Source organism: Pseudarthrobacter raffinosi, from assembly GCF_023913835.1.
Lineage (GTDB): Bacteria > Actinomycetota > Actinomycetes > Actinomycetales > Micrococcaceae > Arthrobacter > Arthrobacter raffinosi.
In genome coordinates this window covers 13,402-31,675 of the sequence record NZ_JAMXBG010000019.1, presented here as the reverse complement: position 1 = coordinate 31,675, position 18,274 = coordinate 13,402, and the positions used below count along the sequence as shown (strand labels likewise).

The 18,274-nt window shown below is 65.9% G+C and carries 19 protein-coding genes; 8 read left to right on the top strand and 11 right to left on the bottom strand.

Annotated features, from left to right (window positions below):
- Positions 1–58: 58 nt before the first annotated feature.
- Positions 59–2,443, bottom strand: a complete 2,385-nt coding sequence (locus tag NG697_RS16735; RefSeq protein WP_252614707.1) for a transglycosylase domain-containing protein — start codon at positions 2,441–2,443, stop codon at positions 59–61.
- Positions 2,444–2,671: 228 nt separating this feature from the next.
- On the opposite strand from NG697_RS16735, the gene NG697_RS16730 reads away from it, so the two are divergent.
- Entirely contained in the window at positions 2,672–3,313 is a 642-nt protein-coding gene (locus NG697_RS16730; protein WP_252600250.1) for a PadR family transcriptional regulator, read from the top strand.
- Positions 3,314–3,334: 21 nt separating this feature from the next.
- Here NG697_RS16730 and NG697_RS16725 read toward each other — a convergent pair whose 3' ends face one another.
- Together NG697_RS16725 and NG697_RS16720 are read right to left on the bottom strand one after the other, a co-directional pair.
- Positions 3,335–4,636 (bottom strand): ammonium transporter, encoded by a 1,302-nt coding sequence (locus tag NG697_RS16725; RefSeq protein ID WP_252600251.1) that lies wholly within the window; start codon positions 4,634–4,636, stop codon positions 3,335–3,337.
- A gap of 370 nt (positions 4,637–5,006) precedes the next feature.
- Positions 5,007–5,801, bottom strand: coding sequence for a carbon-nitrogen hydrolase family protein (locus NG697_RS16720; protein WP_252614706.1), 795 nt, complete (start codon positions 5,799–5,801; stop codon positions 5,007–5,009).
- A gap of 32 nt (positions 5,802–5,833) precedes the next feature.
- On the opposite strand from NG697_RS16720, the gene NG697_RS16715 reads away from it, so the two are divergent.
- Positions 5,834–6,490 (top strand): GntR family transcriptional regulator, encoded by a 657-nt coding sequence (locus tag NG697_RS16715; protein WP_252600253.1) that lies wholly within the window; start codon positions 5,834–5,836, stop codon positions 6,488–6,490.
- A 25-nt stretch (positions 6,491–6,515) separates the two neighbouring features.
- On the opposite strand, the gene NG697_RS16710 is transcribed toward NG697_RS16715, so the two are convergent.
- Complete coding sequence (locus tag NG697_RS16710; protein ID WP_252614704.1) at positions 6,516–7,907, bottom strand: MFS transporter; 1,392 nt, start codon at positions 7,905–7,907, stop codon at positions 6,516–6,518.
- 150 nt (positions 7,908–8,057) lie between these two features.
- On the opposite strand from NG697_RS16710, the gene NG697_RS16705 reads away from it, so the two are divergent.
- Complete coding sequence (locus NG697_RS16705) at positions 8,058–8,744, top strand: DUF2848 domain-containing protein (protein ID WP_252614703.1); 687 nt, start codon at positions 8,058–8,060, stop codon at positions 8,742–8,744.
- Positions 8,745–8,798: 54 nt separating this feature from the next.
- Entirely contained in the window at positions 8,799–9,197 is a 399-nt protein-coding gene (locus NG697_RS16700; protein WP_252614701.1) for a DUF3592 domain-containing protein, read from the top strand.
- Positions 9,198–9,212: 15 nt separating this feature from the next.
- Here NG697_RS16700 and NG697_RS16695 read toward each other — a convergent pair whose 3' ends face one another.
- The 4 genes from NG697_RS16695 to NG697_RS16680 all read right to left on the bottom strand — a co-directional run bounded on the left by NG697_RS16695 (position 9,213) and on the right by NG697_RS16680 (position 11,321).
- Entirely contained in the window at positions 9,213–9,554 is a 342-nt protein-coding gene (locus tag NG697_RS16695) for a DUF202 domain-containing protein (RefSeq protein WP_308293101.1), read from the bottom strand.
- A gap of 4 nt (positions 9,555–9,558) precedes the next feature.
- Positions 9,559–9,930, bottom strand: coding sequence for a YidH family protein (locus NG697_RS16690; protein WP_256473053.1), 372 nt, complete (start codon positions 9,928–9,930; stop codon positions 9,559–9,561).
- Between the two features lie 55 nt (positions 9,931–9,985).
- The gene (locus NG697_RS16685; RefSeq protein WP_252614700.1) at positions 9,986–10,879 is read right to left on the bottom strand and encodes a hypothetical protein; all 894 of its coding nucleotides are present in this window, start codon (positions 10,877–10,879) and stop codon (positions 9,986–9,988) included.
- Positions 10,880–10,982: 103 nt separating this feature from the next.
- Positions 10,983–11,321, bottom strand: coding sequence for a YnfA family protein (locus NG697_RS16680; protein WP_252600348.1), 339 nt, complete (start codon positions 11,319–11,321; stop codon positions 10,983–10,985).
- Positions 11,322–11,396: 75 nt separating this feature from the next.
- Here NG697_RS16680 and NG697_RS16675 point away from each other — a divergent pair, with 75 nt between their 5' ends.
- From NG697_RS16675 to NG697_RS16660, 4 genes are all read left to right on the top strand, one after another.
- The gene (locus tag NG697_RS16675) at positions 11,397–12,413 is read left to right on the top strand and encodes an LLM class flavin-dependent oxidoreductase (RefSeq protein WP_252614699.1); all 1,017 of its coding nucleotides are present in this window, start codon (positions 11,397–11,399) and stop codon (positions 12,411–12,413) included.
- A gap of 120 nt (positions 12,414–12,533) precedes the next feature.
- The gene (locus NG697_RS16670) at positions 12,534–12,737 is read left to right on the top strand and encodes a hypothetical protein (RefSeq protein WP_252609718.1); all 204 of its coding nucleotides are present in this window, start codon (positions 12,534–12,536) and stop codon (positions 12,735–12,737) included.
- Positions 12,738–12,949: 212 nt separating this feature from the next.
- Entirely contained in the window at positions 12,950–14,047 is a 1,098-nt protein-coding gene (locus NG697_RS16665; RefSeq protein ID WP_252609720.1) for a ferredoxin reductase, read from the top strand.
- A gap of 13 nt (positions 14,048–14,060) precedes the next feature.
- The gene (locus NG697_RS16660) at positions 14,061–15,248 is read left to right on the top strand and encodes a fatty acid desaturase family protein (RefSeq protein WP_252609722.1); all 1,188 of its coding nucleotides are present in this window, start codon (positions 14,061–14,063) and stop codon (positions 15,246–15,248) included.
- A gap of 65 nt (positions 15,249–15,313) precedes the next feature.
- Here the strand turns inward: NG697_RS16660 and NG697_RS16655 are convergent, their stop codons facing one another.
- The 3 genes from NG697_RS16655 to NG697_RS16645 all read right to left on the bottom strand — a co-directional run bounded on the left by NG697_RS16655 (position 15,314) and on the right by NG697_RS16645 (position 18,269).
- Positions 15,314–16,159: an alpha/beta fold hydrolase gene (locus NG697_RS16655; RefSeq protein WP_252614694.1), complete on the bottom strand. Its 846-nt coding sequence runs from the start codon at positions 16,157–16,159 to the stop codon at positions 15,314–15,316.
- Between the two features lie 108 nt (positions 16,160–16,267).
- Positions 16,268–16,465, bottom strand: a complete 198-nt coding sequence (locus NG697_RS16650) for a hypothetical protein (protein ID WP_058931260.1) — start codon at positions 16,463–16,465, stop codon at positions 16,268–16,270.
- 217 nt (positions 16,466–16,682) lie between these two features.
- Positions 16,683–18,269 (bottom strand): carbohydrate-binding domain-containing protein, encoded by a 1,587-nt coding sequence (locus tag NG697_RS16645; protein WP_252609726.1) that lies wholly within the window; start codon positions 18,267–18,269, stop codon positions 16,683–16,685.
- Between the last annotated feature and the right edge of the window lie 5 nt (positions 18,270–18,274).

The window sequence follows — 18,274 nt, the reverse complement described above, 5'->3', positions numbered from 1 at the left end:
GTAGCTGAGCGGACGGGGGGCAACGGACGACGGCGGCGCCTCCCGCCGTCGTCGGATCTCAGCGCCTGCCTCCCGGGAAGCCGTTCGCAGGCGGAGGGTCCGGAAGCTGGGGCGGTGCTGGCGGTGCTGGCGGTGCTGGCGGAGCAGGCGGGGCGGGTGCGGGTTCAGGGGCAGGAGGTGGCTCGGGTGCGGGAGCTGGCGGGGGAGCCGGCGCTGGAGCGGGTGCTGGGGCTGGGGCTGGCGCAGGGGCGGGAGCAGGCCTCGGCGCGGCCGGGGCAGGGGTCGGCTTCGGCGGAGCCACCATGGATGCCGGCGGCGCCGGGAACGGGTTCGCCGGGTAGAGAGGGGCGGCCTGGAGCATGTAGTTGACCCACTGCGGCCCGGCGATCATGTAGCCGTCAAGGCGCGGGTAGAACTGGCCGTTGACGGTGACGTTCTGGCCGGGGCGGTTTTGGCCTTCCAATGCATCGCCGAAGAAGGACGCTGTGGCCAGCCCCGAGGTGTAGCCCACCACCCAGGTGGAGCCGTTGTTGTTCGAGGTGCCGGTCTTGGCGGCAATGGGCATCAGCGTATGGATTTTGGGGTTAATCCACACACCGGAGCCGACCTTCAATACGTCCTGGAGGACTGCGTTGACGCCCCGGGCAACCTCCGGTTTGACGGCGTCGCGGCACTCGCTGGTCTGGCCCGGGAGTTTCCCGCCCGACACATCCGTCACCTCAAGCACGGCGATGGGGGAGCAGTACCGGCCGTCGTTGGCGAAGGTGGCGAAACCATTGGCCAGATGGACCGGCGCCACGCCGATTGCCCCGAGGAGATTGCCAAGCTGATGCATGTTGATCTGGGCGCCATCGAGTCCGCTGTGCAGCCCCACGGTGTCCACCATCTTTTGGATGCCGCAGAAATCGAGCTGGGTGGCCGAGGCGAAGGTGGCCGTGTTGATTGAGTTGTACAGCCCGTAGTTCACGGGCATGGCGCGGTAGTAGCCCTCGTCGGCGTTCTGCAGGTCATCGGCGGCGCCCAGCTCAGGGTTGTTCTGCGCCGTGCTGTAGGCGCCGAGTACCTTTCCGCAGCTGGAGCGCCACGGGAAGCCGAGCGGATACACCCGGCGGGAGGCGTCCACCATGCCCGTCAGCGGCTTGCCCTCGTTCAGCCACTCGGCGAATGTGAAGGGCTTCATGGTGGAGCCTGGCTGGAAACCGCCCGCCCCGTTGAGGTCATTGCCTTGCGGATCGCGGGAGTCCACGTTGAAGTTCAGTTGCGTATCGAACCTGCCCTCGGCCGGCAGGAACACCGTGTTCTGCGCCATGGCCAGGATTTTCCCGGTGCCCGGCTGGATCGACACCAGCGACGCGCCCCAGCGGTCGGGATTCGCCCCGGCGGTGGCGTCCACCTGCGCCTGGGCCGCCGCCTGGAGCCGGCTGTCCAGCGTAGTGACGATGGTGAGCCCGCCCCTGTACAGCTTCCGCTCGCGCTCGATCAGGGTAATGCCGTAGGCCGGGTTGTTCAGGATCAGGCGCGAAATGTAGTCGCAGAAGTAGGGTGCCATCTGGGCGTGGGCGCAGCCCTGCTTCCCCGGGCTGAGCTTGAGCTCGATGGGCGTGGCCGCGGCGGCGTCGTGGTCCGCCTGGGTGATCTTGCCTGTGGCCAGCATCTCGGCAAGAACCTGGTTCCGGCGGCTTGTGGCCTGCTCCGGATTGACCGCGGGGTTGTAGTAACTGGGGCTGTTGACCAGCCCGGCCAGCAGGGCGGCTTGCGGCAGTGTGAGATCCATGGCCGTGGTGCTGAAGAAATACCGTGCCGCCGCCTCGATTCCGTATGCCTCGCGGTTGAAGAACACGATGTTCAGGTAGCCCTCGAGGATCTGGTCCTTGCTGAACTTCTTCTCCAGCGCGATGGCCAGCTTCATCTCCCGGAGCTTGTCCCCAATGCTCTTCTGGCCGCTGAGGATCACCTCGTCGGTCTTGTCCTGGGACACGAAGGACTCGTTGATCACGTTGGTGACGTACTGCTGGGTAATAGTGGAGGCGCCCTGCCTGCCCGCATTCGTCAGGTTGAAGATCGCGGCACGGAGGATCCCTTGCGTGTCGATGCCGGGGTGCTCATAAAAGCGGCTGTCCTCGATGGCCACGATGGCATCCCGGACATAGGGGGATATCCGGTCCAGGGGGATCTTGATCCGGTTCTCGGCATAGAACGTGGCGATCGGCTGGCCGTCGGAGGTGAGGACTTTGGTGGATTGCGACGGCGGCGCGACGATCAGTTCCGTGGGGAGATTTTCAAAGTAGCTGATGGAGGTGCTGACTCCGTAACCGACAGTCGCAACAGCGGGGACCACCAGGCTTGCGGCCAGGACGCCGCACATGGCGCTCGCCGCAAAGAATCCGATGACCCTCCCCAGGGTGGAGGCCAACCGGTGCCTGCGTTTCTTTTGCTGCGCCATTGTTCAGCCCTCAAGCTCGCGACGTGTGAACAGGATACGCCGCTGCACCTGTTGCATCCACATCCTGGACCAACTGATGCCAAGCCGGTATTTTCCGTCCCTATAGTCGTGTTCTGGTCTTGTCACGCGATACATACCGATATATCGTTAAGTGTCGGTGAGTAGTTGACCGATAACCATCAACAAAGGCCAGAGCATTCAAGAAGACAGCGAAGGGACGATGCCACCATGAAAGGCATTCACGACGACAAGTTTTTGGAACCGCCGTTCGGGCGGGAACAGTTCGAGCGCGGACGGTTTGAGCGCGGCAGGGGCCGCCGCGGACCGCACGGGCACCGCGGGGGAGGGTTTGGCCCGGGCTTTGGCCCAAGGGGCGGATTTGGTCCCGGTTTTGGACCTGGCGGAGGGTTCGGTCCCGGCTTTGGGCCCGGTCCCCGGCGGGCAAGCAGGGGGGACGTCCGGTGGGCCATCCTGTCACTGCTGGCCGAGGCCCCGTCCAACGGTTATGGGCTGATCAAGACCATCGCGGAGAAAACATCCGGCGCATGGCGGCCCAGCCCCGGGTCGATCTACCCCACACTCCAGCAGTTGGTGGACGAGGACCTCATTGCGCCCCTCAGCGAGGGCCGGCGGACCGACTTCACCCTCACCGACGCCGGCAAGGCCTACGTGGCCGAGCATGCGGAGGAACTGGAGAACGCGTGGAACAGCGATGCGGAAGGATCCGGACCCGCCTTCCACCAGAGTGTGGGCAAGCTGATGGGGGTCATTCATCAGTTCCGCACGGCCGCTACGGAAGAACAGCGCAATGCTGCGGTGGAAAAGCTCGACGAAACCCGCCGCGCGCTCTACCGGATCCTGGCCGACTGAGCGCTTTTGAACCCTGTGGCCTCAGGCGAAGGTGTCTTCCTTGGCGGGAGCGGCAGCAGGTGCCGTGACGCCGCGGCCCAGCGGGTTGAAGTGGCTACCCAGCCCGCCGAAGGCGTAGGCGGTCTCGGCATGCTCGGAGAGATCCACCCCTGCCATCTCGGACTCGTGGCTCACCCGGAACCCGATGGTCCTGTTGATGGCCCGGCCGATCACCAGGGTCACACCGCCGGAGAGCACTACGGTGACCACCACCGCCACGGTCTGTGCCGTCAGTTGCTGGAGACCGCCGCCGTAGAAGAGGCCGCCGCCCTGGCCGTCCACGGGGAGTGCGACGAAGCCCAGGGCGAGTGTGCCGATGAGCCCGGCGCCGAGGTGGACTCCAACCACGTCCAGGGAGTCGTCCAGCCCGAACCGGTACTTCAGGTCAACAAACACGCAGCAGGCCGCACCGGCCACCAGGCCCAGGCCGATGGCGGCCACTGGGCTGATGTTGGCGCAGGACGGTGTGATGGCCACCAGGCCGGCAACAACACCGGAGGCTGCGCCCAGGGACGTGGGATGGCCGTGGCGGATCTTCTCCGCCAGCAGCCAGCTGAGCATGGCCGCGGCCGGGGTGACCAGGGTGTTGATCCAGATCAGGCCGGCCTGCTCCGCGGTGGTGGCGGCACCGCCATTGAACCCGAACCAGCCGAACCACAGGATGGCCGCACCCAGCATGATGAAGGGGACATTGTGCGGGCGGTGGCTGGGATCCTTGGCGAAGCCGTGGCGCTGGCCAACCACCAACGCCAGGACCAGGGCGGCCGTCCCGGAGCTGATTTCCACCACTGCACCGCCGGCGAAGTCGATGACCTGGCCGAACGCCTCGGTGATGGCTCCGCCGGTGCTCATAAGCCCGCCGCCCCAGATCATGTAGGCCAAGGGGCAATAAACCAGCGTGACCCACAGCGGCACGAACACTGCCCAGGCGCTGAACTTGGCGCGGTCGGCGATGGCCCCGCTGATGAGGGCCACCGTGATGATGGCGAAGGTAGCGCTGAAGCCTGCTTTGATGAGGTCAGGGGAGCCCATGAGGTTCTGCAGCCCGAAGTTGGCGAAGGGGTTGCCAAAGATGCCCAGGATTCCCTCGCCGGTGGTCATCGAGTATCCCCATAGGACCCACACAACTCCCACGATGCCGGCGGAGATGAAGCTCATCATGATCATGTTCAGCGCTGCCTTGGCGCGCGTCATGCCGCCATAGAAGAGACCGAGCCCAGGTGTCATAAGCAGCACCATTGCCGCCGCGATCATCATCCAGACGTGTTGCGCAGTGATCTCCACCGGTGGGTCCCTTCCATTGATCCTGAGTACGGGGACTTTCCTACCTGGCCCGCGTAATCCCCCCGATCAATATTTGTCGCCGCGTGTTTCCGTTTGCGCTTCGCTAAGTTGCGGATATGTTACGGCCCGGCAGCTTACGTGAAGATCGCATGACGGTGATGTTTCCGGCGTGTAAACGGGACCTGTTGAACGGCGCCGGGACGGGAAGCTCTGAGACTCCGATGCCAGCGACGGCGGGCGCCGGTCCGCGGACGTGGTGAGAAGCCGCCGTCGGACGCTGAAAGGGCAACGTTTCCTGAAAGTGAACGGCGGCTCACCGCCGTGGCGGCCAGCCCCCGCGGGGAGAATCCGCGGGGCTGGCCCCGCCGGGTCAGAAGGTCCGGGCGTTGACCAGGACGGGCAGTTGGCCGCGGACCTCGGCAATGACGGCCGGGTCAATGTCGACGACGGCGAGTTCCGGTTCTCCGCCGAGGGCCACCAGGGCAGCACCCAGGGGAGAGATGACGGCGCTGTGGCCGACGCCGGTGGGAGCCTTGCCGGCGGAGGCGATGCCGACGCTTGCCGGGTCGCCCTGTCCGCAGGCCACCACGAAGGTGGTGCTGTCCAGCGCGCGGGCACGGACCAGGAGGTCCCACTGTTCAGCCTTGCCCTCGCCGGCACCCCACGAGGCGCAGACGATGTTGACCTGGGCGCCGGCTTTGGCATTGGCCGTAAACAGTGCCGGGAACCGCACGTCGTAGCAGGTGGCCAGGCCGAACGTGGTGCCGTCCACTTCGAAGGTCACGGGGGCTGTTCCGGCGTCCACGGTATCGGACTCGGCGAATCCGAATGCATCAAAGAGGTGGATTTTGTCGTAGGAGGTCTCGACGCCGGGGCCGGTGACCAGCAGGGTGTTCCGCACGCGGCCGCCGTCGCCCGGCGTGAACATACCAGCCACCACCGTGATGTCCAGCTCTTGGGCAATGCTGCGGACGGCGGCGGCCCACGGCCCGTCCAGCGGCTCGGCAATGTCCTTCAGGCTGTTGCCGAAGGCGCGCATGGCGGCTTCCGGGAACACCACGAGCTCCGATCCGGCGGCTTTGGCCCGCGTGGCGTAGTCTCGGATGAGCTCCAGGTTGGCGGACAGATCGGCTCCGGTGATGATTTGGGCCACTGCTAAACGCATGAAATTACTCCAATTTGTTGTATACATAATGTATGCGAAAAAGTTCGGGGACGGCGGCGTCCGGCCGCGAGAAGGCGTACGCGTACCTGCGCGAAAACATCCTGGTTGACCCGGAGGTGCAGGGGAAGTTCCTGAACGAGCAGGAGCTGGCCGCCGAGATCGGCGTCTCGCGAACTCCGGTCCGGGAGGCGCTCCTGCTGCTCGTCTCCGACGGCCTGGTGGAACTGATTCCGCAGCGCGGAGCCTATGTTCCGCCGGTGACGGGCCGCGAAATGTCGGAACTGATGGAACTCCGGGGTGTGCTGGAAAGCCATGCCGCCCGCCTGGTAATCGAACAGAACCGCGTTCCTGCGAAAACGATGCAGGACACCCTGGACCTGCAGGCCCAGCTTCCCGAGCAGCTGAATGCGGAGGCTGCGCAGGAGTTCATCCGGCTGGACACCCTCTTCCATCAGCTTCTGATCGACGCCGCCGGCAATGAGCTCATCTCCCGAACGTACAGCAAGCTCCATGTCCGGCAAATCCTGGTGGGCGTTTCGGCCTTGTTCCGCACCGGAGACCGGCGCGGACAGGTGTGCGCCGAACACCAGGACATCCTCGATGCCCTGGTGTCCGGCGACGCCGTGAAGGCGCAGGAGGCCATTGACCATCACCTTGCTGTCACCCGGGATATCCTGCTCCGCACCTAAGCGCCGCCCTTGTTGGCTGGGATTGTCAGTTGCCTTGGCCGGTGGTGGAATGCTGCCGCGCTGCCGCGGAACCTTCCAGCAGCAGGCGGTAGTCCTCGTCCTCCACGGTGTTGGAATCGCGGCCGAGTGCCAGTCCCACGGCGGTGACGCCTGCAGCGACTGCCACGTAGATGGCCACCGGAATCCAGGTGCCGAACTGCGCCAGCAGCAATGTGAACATCAGCGGGGCGATGGCGCCGCCGATCACACCGGCGAAGGTGTAGGCCAGGGAGCTGCCCGTGGACCGGAGCCTCGGTGAGAACTGCTCCACGATGAAGGCAGCCTGCGGGCCGTACATAAACGAGTGCGCCATGAGGCCCAGCACAATGCCGGCAATGAGCATCGGCTCGTTGTCGGCGCCCAGGACGCCGAAGAAGACGAACGTCCACACGGCGCCCACCACAGCCGCGGTGCCGTAGACCATGCGTCGGTTGAAGCGGTCGGACACAGCGCCGGCCAGCGGGATCATAAAGAGCTGGAACGCGGAGCCGATCAGGACTGCCGTGAGCACCTGGCTGCGTTCGTAGCCGAGTGTCTGGATGCCGTAGGTGAGGGTGAAAACGGTGAACAGGGCGTAGAGCACGTCCGGGCCCACCCGGCACAGCGTGGCGGCAATGAGGGGCCGGAGTTCCGTGCTGAAGACCTCGCGGACAGGGGCGTTGGGCTGTTCGCCGTGGGCCTCGATGGCCTTGAAGATGGGGGTGTCTTCCAGTTTCAGGCGGATCCAGAGGCCGAAGCCGACCAGCACGGCCGAGACCAGGAACGCGATGCGCCAGCCGAAACCGATGAACTGTTCCTCGGTCAGGGCGAGGGTCAGGACAGCCAGGGCGCCGTTGGCCATAAGGTTGCCGGCGGGCGGGCCCACCTGGGCTGCAGACGCCCAGAAGCCGCGCCGGTGGGGGTCGCCGTATTCGCTGGAGAGCAGCACGGCGCCGCCCCATTCGCCGCCGACTCCCACGCCCTGGGCGAACCGCAGCAGCACCAGGATGATCGGCGCGCTGAGGCCGATGCTGTCGTAACCGGGAAGCACACCGATCAGCACCGTGGCCACGCCGATGATCATCAGGGTGGTCACCAGCACCTTCTTGCGTCCGATCCGGTCACCCAGGCGGCCGAAGATGATGCCACCAACAGGCCGGGACACGTAGCCCACGGCATAGGTGGAGAAGGCCAGGATGGTGCCCGTCAGGGGATCGGATGAAGGGAAGAACACGAGGGGAAATACGACGGCGGCCGCCGCCGAGTAGACGGCGAAGTCATACCACTCGAGGGCGGTGCCGGTGAGGCTGGCAGCGAAGGCCTTGTACAGGCCCTTGGGGTGAATCGGCTTGTCCGGACGCGGCGCTGCGCCGGAAGCCGGAACTGGGACGTTAGCCATGGGTGTTGTCCTCCACGAGATGTTTACGGGTGACGCCTGTCACGCTGGCGTTAAATGTATACATTACGCATACTGGATGTACATTGGCCACCGTTTCCGGTTTCCAGTTTGTAAATTTCTCCAGCAGGACACGCAAAGGATGGACAGAACATGACGACTCTGAGCTTCGAACTTCCCGACGGCAGCACCCGGACAGTCCAGGTCAAGCACCTCCTGAACGCCGGTTATGCAGGGCGGGAGCTGGAGGAAGTGCAGGCCCACATTGCCGAACTGGCCGAGCTTGGCGTTCCGGGCCCCGCCACCACGCCGGCGCTCTACCCGATCTCGCCGTACCTGGCGCAGCAGGTTTCCGAAGTCCGCGTGCAGCATGCCCGGACCTCCGGGGAAGCCGAATGGGCGCTGGTCATCACGGACGACGGCGTGCTGCTGACGGTCGCGTGCGACCACACGGACCGCGAGCTTGAGGTCCATGGGGTGGCCTGGAGCAAGAATGCCAGCCCGGACGTCCTGGGCCGCAAGGCGTGGCGGCTGGAGGACGTGCGCGACCACCTGGACCAGATCACGCTGAAGGGCTGGGTGGGGCAGGGTGATACCGCGGACACGCTGATCCAAGACAGCTCGCTGGAAGCCCTGCTGCCCCCGGACTACTGGCTGGAGGTGTTGACCGCGCGCGGCCTGAATGAGCCGGGGACGGTCCTCATTTCCGGCACGGTGGCCATGACCAGCGGGGTGAACCAGTTTGCCCGCAGCTGGAAAGTGGAGATGACAGACCCCACGACAGGATCCACCGTGGATGCCCAGTACGTGGTGGAGCCGATGGCCGAGCCCATCGGCTGATTCCGCCGGGCAGGGGCACGCTGGGGGGCGCAAACTCCCGGTAGCATCATTGCTATGCCCACTGCGCTTGAAATGGCAGGTCCCATCCTGGAAATGATGACCTGGCTGTGCCTTCCGCCGGGGCTTGCCCTGCTTTTCTACTCGGGCATCCTTCGGCGGTTTGTGCACCCTTGGACCGTTTCGGAAGCGGTGGTCTACGCGGACGCTACCGGAACGGGCTTCCGCTGGTTTGACCGCAAGTACCAGGTCCACCACGCCCCGATGTCACCCCACGACATCAAGGACCTGGCCGTGGGCGACACCCTGCCGATCTACTACCACCCCAAGCGCCCCACGCAGTGGCAGACCGCAGCGCCTGAAGCGGTGGGGCGGACCGCCGTCGTGCTTGGCCGTGTGCTCACCGGAATCGGTGCGGTGGCGCTGATCGCGGGCTTCCTGCTGCCGATGTTCTGACGTAGCGCGGCTGAATCAGCCCGCCAGCACCACACCGATCCCCAGTGCTCCCAGCGCAACACCCGCAAAGGCGGTCCAGAGCACCGCGGACGTATCGGCGTCGACCCTTTCGCGCGAAATTCCCCGCGCGCTGGCGCCGTACCGCCGGCGCTGAGTCAGGTAGATGGCCGCCGCTGCGGCCGCGGATACGGCGAAAAGCAGCAGGATGGGGAAGCCGTGGTGGGGCAGCCAGCGCAGGAAGATGGCGCTGACCGTCACCAGCGCCATCATGGTCCGGCCCCACGCCAGCGTGGTCCGCTCGGGCTGGAGCCCGGGATCCCCGTGCGGCCCGGGGTCCGGAAGCCTGGTGTGGACCACCTGGCTAACGCCAGAGGATAAAGACGAGGACGACGGCGGCAGCCAGCGCCCCTGCGCCGGCCAGCAGCGGCACAATGAGCGGCAGCGGGAGTGGAGTTTTGTTGCGCATGCTCCGTTCGACGCGGATCCAGCGCCCTGCGGCGCCGGCGCTCAGCAGCATGCCCAGGAGCAGGAGCAGTACCGCCAGGCTCTTGCGGACCGGTTCCAGGAACAGGTCCGAGGTGAAGGCCTCGATGGCGATGCCGCCGGCCAGAAGCGCCAGCGCCGTGCGGATCCAAGCGAGGAAGGTTCGTTCATTGGCCAGCGTAAAGCGCGGGTCCGGCTCGGTGCCGCCGGGCAGCAGCCGTTCGGCCATCTTTCCGCGCGACGGCGGCATCGGGTCGTTGGGCGGCGTCTGGTTGCTGGGCACGGGGCCAGTTTAGCCGTTGGCGTCAGCCGGTCCTGGACGAGATGGAAACCACGGCGCTGATGAAAACAGGAAGCGCGGCGGCACTGATCAGCACTATCGCCCCGGCACCCACCCAAGCCGGCACTGTCCGGCGGGGCCGCGCGGATCTCAGCCAGGAAACCGGAACGACGCTCAGCCAGAGGAACAAGAGGAGGGTCCCAATGACGACGAGGACTGCGAACGGTGGAAACAAGATGGCACCAGCGAGCAACGGAACATAGAATTTAGCCGCTTCGGGGCCCCACAGCGGAAGGCGCTCACTCCACCAACCCGCCGCCGCAGCGACGACGGCGCCGTGAAGGAGGGCAAGTCCGGCATACAGTGCCACCGACAGCCAGCCGGGTCCAACGATGTTGAAATCGATGTTGTCCGCGCGCAGGGGATCCATCAAGGACCCTACCCACACGAGGAGGAGCAAACCGAACAGCGGTCCGGCGAGACGTCCGCGTGGAAGCCAGCGGCGCACCTGGGGGAACAGGATCGCGGCAAGGAAGCCGGCCGGCAGGCCACCGAAGAACAGCAGGGCCATGGTCCCCCCAACGCTGGGAATTCCCACGAATGCCTGGGCCTCCGTTAGCCGGCCCTGTGCGGAAGCGGGGGATGTGTCCGCCAAAATGCGCATGACCAGCCGCCCGCCGGGCCAGGCGGCAAGCAACGCCGAGACCAGTGCGGAAAAGGACACGACGTTGGCCCACCAGAAGAACCGGCGCAGCGCGCTCAGTTTCACGTCAGTCCGGAACTCTTGCCCGCCGGTGCCCGTGGAGGGGTGGCGTCGTGAGGCGGATGGCTCACGGATGCTGCGGCCTCCCCACAGCACCACCACCAGCAGGCCAAGGAGCAGAAAAAGGGCGGACCCCACCACAATTATTGTGGCCATCGCTGATCACCATCCACATCCAAAGGATGGATCAATTGTGCTCCCAACCGCGGGTACGGGCTACCTCCGCTGGGCGTTTCCGAACAAGGTCACGTCCCCAGGGTCAGCCCGCGTTTCGCGGGGCAAACATGATGACAGCCACGCCGACCAGGCAGATGACGGAGCCTGCGATGTCCCACCGGTCCGGCCGGAAACCGTCGAAGATCATTCCCCACGCCAGCGACCCGGCCACAAACACTCCGCCGTAAGCGGCAAGGATCCGGCCGAAATGGGCATCCGGCTGCAGGGTGGCCACAAAACCGTAGAGGCCCAGGGCAATCACACCCAGCCCTGCCCACCACCAGTCCTTGCCCTCGCGGACTGACTGCCACACGAGCCACGCGCCGCCGATCTCGGCAACGGCGGCCAGGACGAACAGCACAGTGGTTTTGGCGATCGCCACGGTTTCAGCAGGAATACTCACAGGCTCATCATGCCAGCCGGGAATGCGGCCGGCCGCGGGGAGGTTGGGCCATACATGCAACGCCTCGGATTCCTCTCTTTCGGCCACTGGGGCCCCGGCCAGGGCTCCCGCACCAGAACCGCCGGCGAGGCCCTGCGCCAGGGCATTGAGCTGGCCGTGGCGGCCGAGGAACTCGGAATCGACGGCGCATTCTTCCGCGTGCACCACTTCGCCCGTCAGCAGGCCTCCCCCTTCCCTCTGCTGGCAGCCATCGCCGCCCGGACCAGCCGGATAGAGATCGGCACCGGCGTGATCGACATGCGGTACGAAAATCCGCTGTACCTGGCCGAGGAAGCCGCGGCCACGGATCTGATCAGCGGCGGCAGGCTGCAACTGGGTATCAGCCGTGGTTCACCCGAGCCCGCCCGGAACGGGGCCGCCGCCTTCGGCCACCAACCGGCCGAAGGGGAGACCGCCGCAGACATGGCCCGCCGGCACACAGCCCAGTTCCGGCACGCCATCAGCGGCGCCGGCGTGGCCGAGGCGGACCCGCGCTACGCCGGCGGAGCCATTGGCCTGTTGCCGGTCCAGCCGCAGTCGCCGGGCCTCACAGAGCGGATCTGGTGGGGCGCCGGAAGCCGCAACACCGCCGTGTGGGCCGCCGGCCTGGGCATGAACCTGATGAGCTCCACCCTGCTCACCGAGGACACCGGCGTCCCCTTCGACCAGCTGCAGGCGGAGCAAATCCAACTCTTCCGGGAGGCCTGGGCCGCGGCAGGACACAGCCACCAGCCACGGGTCTCTGTCAGCCGGAGCATCCTGCCAATCGTGGACGACGAGGACAGCAGATATTTTGCGGGCAGCGCGCTGCGGGACAGCCGGGATCAGGTGGGCGTCATTGACGGCTTTATGGCACGCTTTGGCAAGACCTATGCGGGCGCTCCGGATGTCCTGGCCGAACAGTTGGCGGCGGACGCCGCGGTCCAGGCCGCGGACACGCTGCTGGTGACAGTGCCCAACCAGCTGGGCGTTGACTTCAATGCCAAAATGCTGGGAAACATCGCCCGGTACATTGCGCCCGCCGTCGGCTGAATCCCGGCCCGTTCCTGATCCGGAGCCGATTCCGCTGGGTGATTCGCCCGGAAGGGAATATCCTGAGAAGGTGCGGGCCATTGAGGCCCGGTTATTCCTCACGGCCTAGAGAGGCTCACCATGTCCGAAAAACTACACCTGACACCGGAAGACGAGTTCCCGGATGATCTTTCCAGCATCCCGGACCGGGAGCTGCAGGTTCTGGACAGCCAGGTGCAGCGGCAACTGGACTATGAGTACGTGGCCGAGGGCGAACCGAACCCGGAGACGGAGTTCAGGCACCTGGACCTGGACGAGGAATTCGAAGACCGGGACAGCCGCTGACAACCGTCCCCCCGCCATCGGTCCGGCCCATTCCCGTGACCTGCAGTGGAAATTAGTCAGCATCCTTACTAATATTGCTCAAGGAACCATCCATTAGCCACAGCCGTTAGGCTTGTAGCGGGCTTTGGGGGCTAAGCTCCCCATTATGACTGCGTGACTGCGGAACGGTCAGGAGAGAGAAATATGGCTCGCGCCGCTTTAGGTTTTACTGCATGATCCGGCTACGTCAGCTGGCACAGGCGGCTTCCGTACTGACCACACCATTGGCGCCGGAAGACATTCTGGCGCTCTTCAACCCTGTCTTCTCCGCGCGCCAGCTGCGAGGAGTGGTGACCCGTGTGGTCCAGGAAACGGCGCAGTCGGCCACCATCTTCTTCCGTCCCGGCCGCGGCTGGCATTCGCACCTGGCCGGCCAGTGGGCGCGCATCGGCGTTGAGCTGGACGGCGTCCGCCACTGGCGCTCCTACTCCCTGAGCGCCCCCGCAGGCAAGGACCCCGCCATCACCGTCACCGACGTCGGCGCTGTTTCCGGAACCCTGGTCCGGACCACTAAACCGGGCGACGTCCTTTTCCTGGCACCCCCGCAGGGCGACTTCGTCCTGCCCGAGCATCCCAGGCCGCTCCTGATGGTCACCGCCGGCAGCGGCATCACTCCGGTGATGTCCATGATCCGCACCCTTGTTCCCCGCCGCCCGGATGCCGACGTCGTCCTGGTGCACTCCGCCCGCACGCCCGGCGACAGCCTCTTCCGCGAGGAACTCGCCGAGCTGGCTGACCAGTTCCCCAACTTCCGGCTGGCCCACTGGTACACCGGCGAACAGGGCCGGATGGACCTGACCAACACGGCCGAGCTCGATGAGATCTGCCCGGACTGGAAGGAAAGGGCCGCCTACGCCTGCGGTCCGGACAGTTTCCTCGACGACGCCGAGGCCCTCTGGAAGCAGGCGTCCCTCACCGCTGGCGCCCCCGGCACCGATGTTGCGCTCGCCGGCGATCCCGGCAACCTCATGATTGAGCGGTTCAACACCACCTTCGCCGGGGGTGTAGGGCACGACGGCGGCCTGGTCACCTTTGAGGCGTCGGACCGGGAAGTTGACGCCGACGGCGACACCCCGCTGCTCGACGTCGGCGAGGACGCCGGGGTGTTGATGCCCAGCGGCTGCCGGATGGGAATCTGCCACAGTTGCCTGACTCCGCTCCTGGCCGGACAGGTCCGTGACCTTCGCACCAACGAGATCCACGGCGAACCCGGCCAACTAATCCAAACGTGTGTCTCGGCAGCCGCCGGACCCGTCAACCTCGAACTCTGAGGAGCAATACCGCATGTCAGTAGTTTCAGAAAGCAAGAAAGATTCCGCAAGCAGCACCGCCCCCACCGGGGCGGCAAAGACGCGCCCCGGAGCGCTGGCCGAGTCCGGCAGCCCCCTGGTGCGTCCACCTGCCGCAGCGCATCTTACCGACGAACAGGTAGCTGAGCTGGGCCGCGAACTCGACGCGATCCGCGACGAAATCCTGGCCAAGCGCGGCGCCTCCGACGCCGCCTACATCCGCCGCATGATCAAGATCCAGCGCGGGCTGGAGATCTCCGGCCGCGCGGCACTGCTGGTCAGCAAGAACAAGGCAGCCTGGGTCACCGGCACCACGCTGCTGAGCTTCGCCAAGATCCTGGAAAACATGGAACTCGGCCACAACATCCTGCACGGGCAGTGGGACTGGATGCGGGATCCTGACATCCACTCCACCACCTGGGAGTGGGACTTCGTCACCCCGTCGCGCGCCTGGCAGCACACGCACAACGACCTCCACCACCGCTGGACCAACGTCGTCGGCAAGGACAACGACGTCGGGTACAACCTCCTGCGCATGGACGAGAGCCAGCCGTGGCAGCCCCACAACCTGGGCAACCCGCTATACAACGCCATCCTTTCCCCGCTCTTCGAATGGGGCATCGCCATCTACGACCTTGAGCTTGCTGAGTACCAGGCAGGCAAGAAGTCCAAGGAAGCGCTCGTCAAGGACCTCAAGGCCCTGGGCCGCAAGGTAGTCACCCAGTTCACCAAGGACTACGCCGCCACTCCGGCGGTCGCCATGCTGACCGGTTCCGGCAAGCAGGCGCTCTACGGCACCCTGACCGCCAACGCCGTCCGCAACGTGTGGGCACACGCCGTGATCTTCTGCGGCCACTTCCCGGAAGGCACTGACACCTTCACCGAGGAAATGGTGGAAGGCGAAACCCGCGGTGACTGGTACGTCCGCCAGATGATCGGCTCCGCCAACATCTCCGGTTCCAAGTTCATGCACCTGATGACCGGGAACCTGTCGCACCAGATCGAGCACCACCTCTTCCCGGACCTGCCGTCCAACCGGTACGCCGAGGTTGCTCCGCGGGTCCGCGAGATCTGCCAGCGTTACGGCCTGAAGTACACCACAGGTCCGCTGCTGAAGCAGGTGGGATCGTCCTGGGCGAAGGTCTTCAAGCTGGCGCTGCCGGGCAAGGCCGCCAGGGCTTGAGCTGACTAAGCCTTTTGAGAGTGGAAGGGCCAGGCGAAATCGCCTGGCCCTTCCATTCTTTTTTGTTATCCGGTCTGCTTCTTCAGGAAGGCGAGCAGGGCTTCGTTGACTTCCGCGGCATGCGTCCACAGCAGCCCGTGCGGGGCGCCGTCGATCTCCACATACTCCGCCGACGGCAGGGCCTTGGCGAACCGGCGGCCGGTGACGTCGATGGGGAGGATGTTGTCCTCGGTGCCGTGGACAATCAGCGCGGGGACATCGATCCGGGGGATGTCGCCGCGGAAGTCGGTCAGCCAGGTGGGCTGCGCGGCGACTGATGCGGTGGCGCTGGCTCCTGCGGCGATTTTCCAGCTGGCGTCCAGGACTTCCTGGCTGAGCCGCGGCGTGCCCAGGAACGTGTCCGAGTTGTAGAAGTTCTTGAAGAATTCCGTGAAGAACGCGTACCGGTCCGCGGTGACGGCTTCGGTGAGCCCGTCAAAAACGTCCTGCGGTACGCCTTCCGGGTTGTCTTCGGTTTTCAGGACGAACGGTTCCAGCGATCCGAGGAACACTGCGCGGGCCACCCGGACCGAGCCATACGTGCTCAAGTAACGGGCAACCTCGCCGGTACCCATGGAGAAGCCCACCAGCACGGCCTTGTTGACGTCCAGCGATTCCAGGAGGGCTTTGAGGTCGGCGGCGAACGTGTCGTAGTCGTAGCCGCTGGTGGTCTTGCTGGACTTGCCGAAGCCGCGGCGGTCGTAGGTGATCACGCGGTAGCCGGCCTCCAGGAGGGCGGTGGTCTGCTTTTCCCAGGAGGATCCGTCCAGCGGGTAGCCGTGGATCAGGACAACGGGCTGGCCGCTCCCGTGGTCTTCGTAGTAGAGCTCGATATCGGTGCTGTTCTCGGTTCCAACGGTGACGAATGCCATCTCGGAGGTCCTTTCGAAGCTTCGGGATCAGTTTCGGGCGCAAGCAAAAGCCAGCGCCCGGCATCCCCTACTCTAGGGACCGCCCGCCGGGGCACCAAGGATGTGGCGCTACTGGGTGGGTTGGGGCAGCTCGCAGTTGATCTGCGGGTTGACCCCCAGGTAGTTCAAGGGCCCGGCGACGATGGTCACGGCCACCGTTCCCGCCGCGGCGCAGGACCCTGGAGCCCCGCCGAAATAGCCGCGCTGCCAGGCGGCGATTCCTCCGATGATCAGCCAGATGACAATCAGTGCTCCGAGAAACTTCATGGTGTCCTCCCACGGCGTGGCCTGTGCGTTCAAGTATGCGCCGATAACCGGAAAGCTCACAGGACCCAAAAAACGCGGCCCCCTCCCCACCCCCGGACGCTCTCTCACCTAACGCCACTTAATTCGCAACGCTCGCTCACTTTCTTGAAAAAAGTGAGAGAGCGTTGGTCAAAAACCTGCGTTAAGTGAGAGAGCGTCTGAACGGGGTGGGGGGCGGTTAGTGGCGGGCGCCGAAGCCGCCTCCGCCGCCCAGGCCCTCGGATGCGGTGTACCCGCCGGCCGTCACGGTGCCCACCTGATCGGCGCCGTCCAGGGAACCTTCGCCCACCCCGGCGCTGACCGTGGCCGTGCCGCCTGTGTAGACGGTGTACGTCTCGCCCTCAGTGATCGCGGCGGAGGAGAACACCAAGGACGCAGTGGTTTTGGTGGTCACGAACGCACTGACCACGTTGCCCGCGGAATCGGCGATCTGCACTACGGTGCCCGCCGGAACGGTCGAGCCGAGCGTGACCTGCACGCCGGACTGCGTCGAGGAAGTGCCCGGGGTGACCACCATGCCCACGCTGCCGGCCGCCGCCACGGTGCCGCCGGTGACGGTCAGCTCGCCGTTGACGTCCAGCGCCCCGTTGCCGGAGTTGGTGGGGCCGTTGACCACCACGGTGCCGCCGGAGATGCTGGCGTTGCCGTTGGAGTCCAGGCCGTCGCCCTGCGCGTTGATGGTCAGCGAGCCGCCGGTGATGTCCACCGTGTAGTCGCCTACGGCCATCTCGCCGCCGCCCCCGCCCATCCCGCCTCCGGAGGCGGCAGAGGTGGAGGCCCCACCCGAGGCGTTCACGCCGTCGTCGTTCGCGGTGACGTTCGCAGTGCCGCCGGAGATCACGATGTGCTGGGCCTCCAGGCCTTCCTCGGACTCCTCAACCGTGGTGACGCCGGCGGCGATGGTGAGCGTGTTGAAGGCCTTGATGCCGTCGTCTACCGCGCTGACGTTCAGGGTGCCGCCGTTGATGAGGACCCAGCCGCGGCCTTCGTCCTCCTCGTTGTCCGACTTGAAACCGTCGTCGCCTGCGGTGACCTGGTAGGCGCCGTCGAGCAGGACTGCGTAGTCCTTGCCCACGATGCCGTCGTCGGTGGCGTTCACGGTGACGTTGCCGGAGGCCAGCACAAGCCCGTCCTTGGAGGAGATGCCGTCGTTGAAGTTGCCGTCCACGCTCAGCGAGCCGGTGCCGGCGATGGTCAGATCCGCCTGCGAGTCGAGCGCAGCGTTCGGGGCGTCCTCGGCGGTGTCCGCATACGTGGAGGCGTCGCTCAGGGAGTTGGCTGTGCCGTCCTCCAGGAACACGATGGCCTCGTTGGCGCTTTGCACCACAAACGGCGAGCCGGTGGAGCTGGAGATGTCGGCGCCGTCGAGGATGATGCGCACCACGTCTTCCTCGCCGGCGGCCACCACCACCTGGCCGTCGGACAGCGACCCGCTCAGGCGGTACGTGCCGGCCGCGCTGATGGTGACGGTGTCGCCGTCGACCATTACAGCGTCCGACGACGTTCCGGAGGCGACGCTGCTGGCGCCGTCCGCCAGGGTCACGGCTACTTCGGCGGCCGCATCCCAGGTGAGGTCGTCGGCGTCGTAGTGGGTGTCGGCGGCGAGGGTGTCCAGGGAAACCGCGGCCTGTGCGGTGCCGGACGTCGTGGACGATTTGGAGGTGCTGGTGCCGGTGCCGGCAGCGGTGCCGGCGGCGGAGCAGCCGGCCAGCCCAATGGCGAGGGCGAGGGCGGTGACGGACAATGCGGTGCGGAAGCGGTTCATGGTGT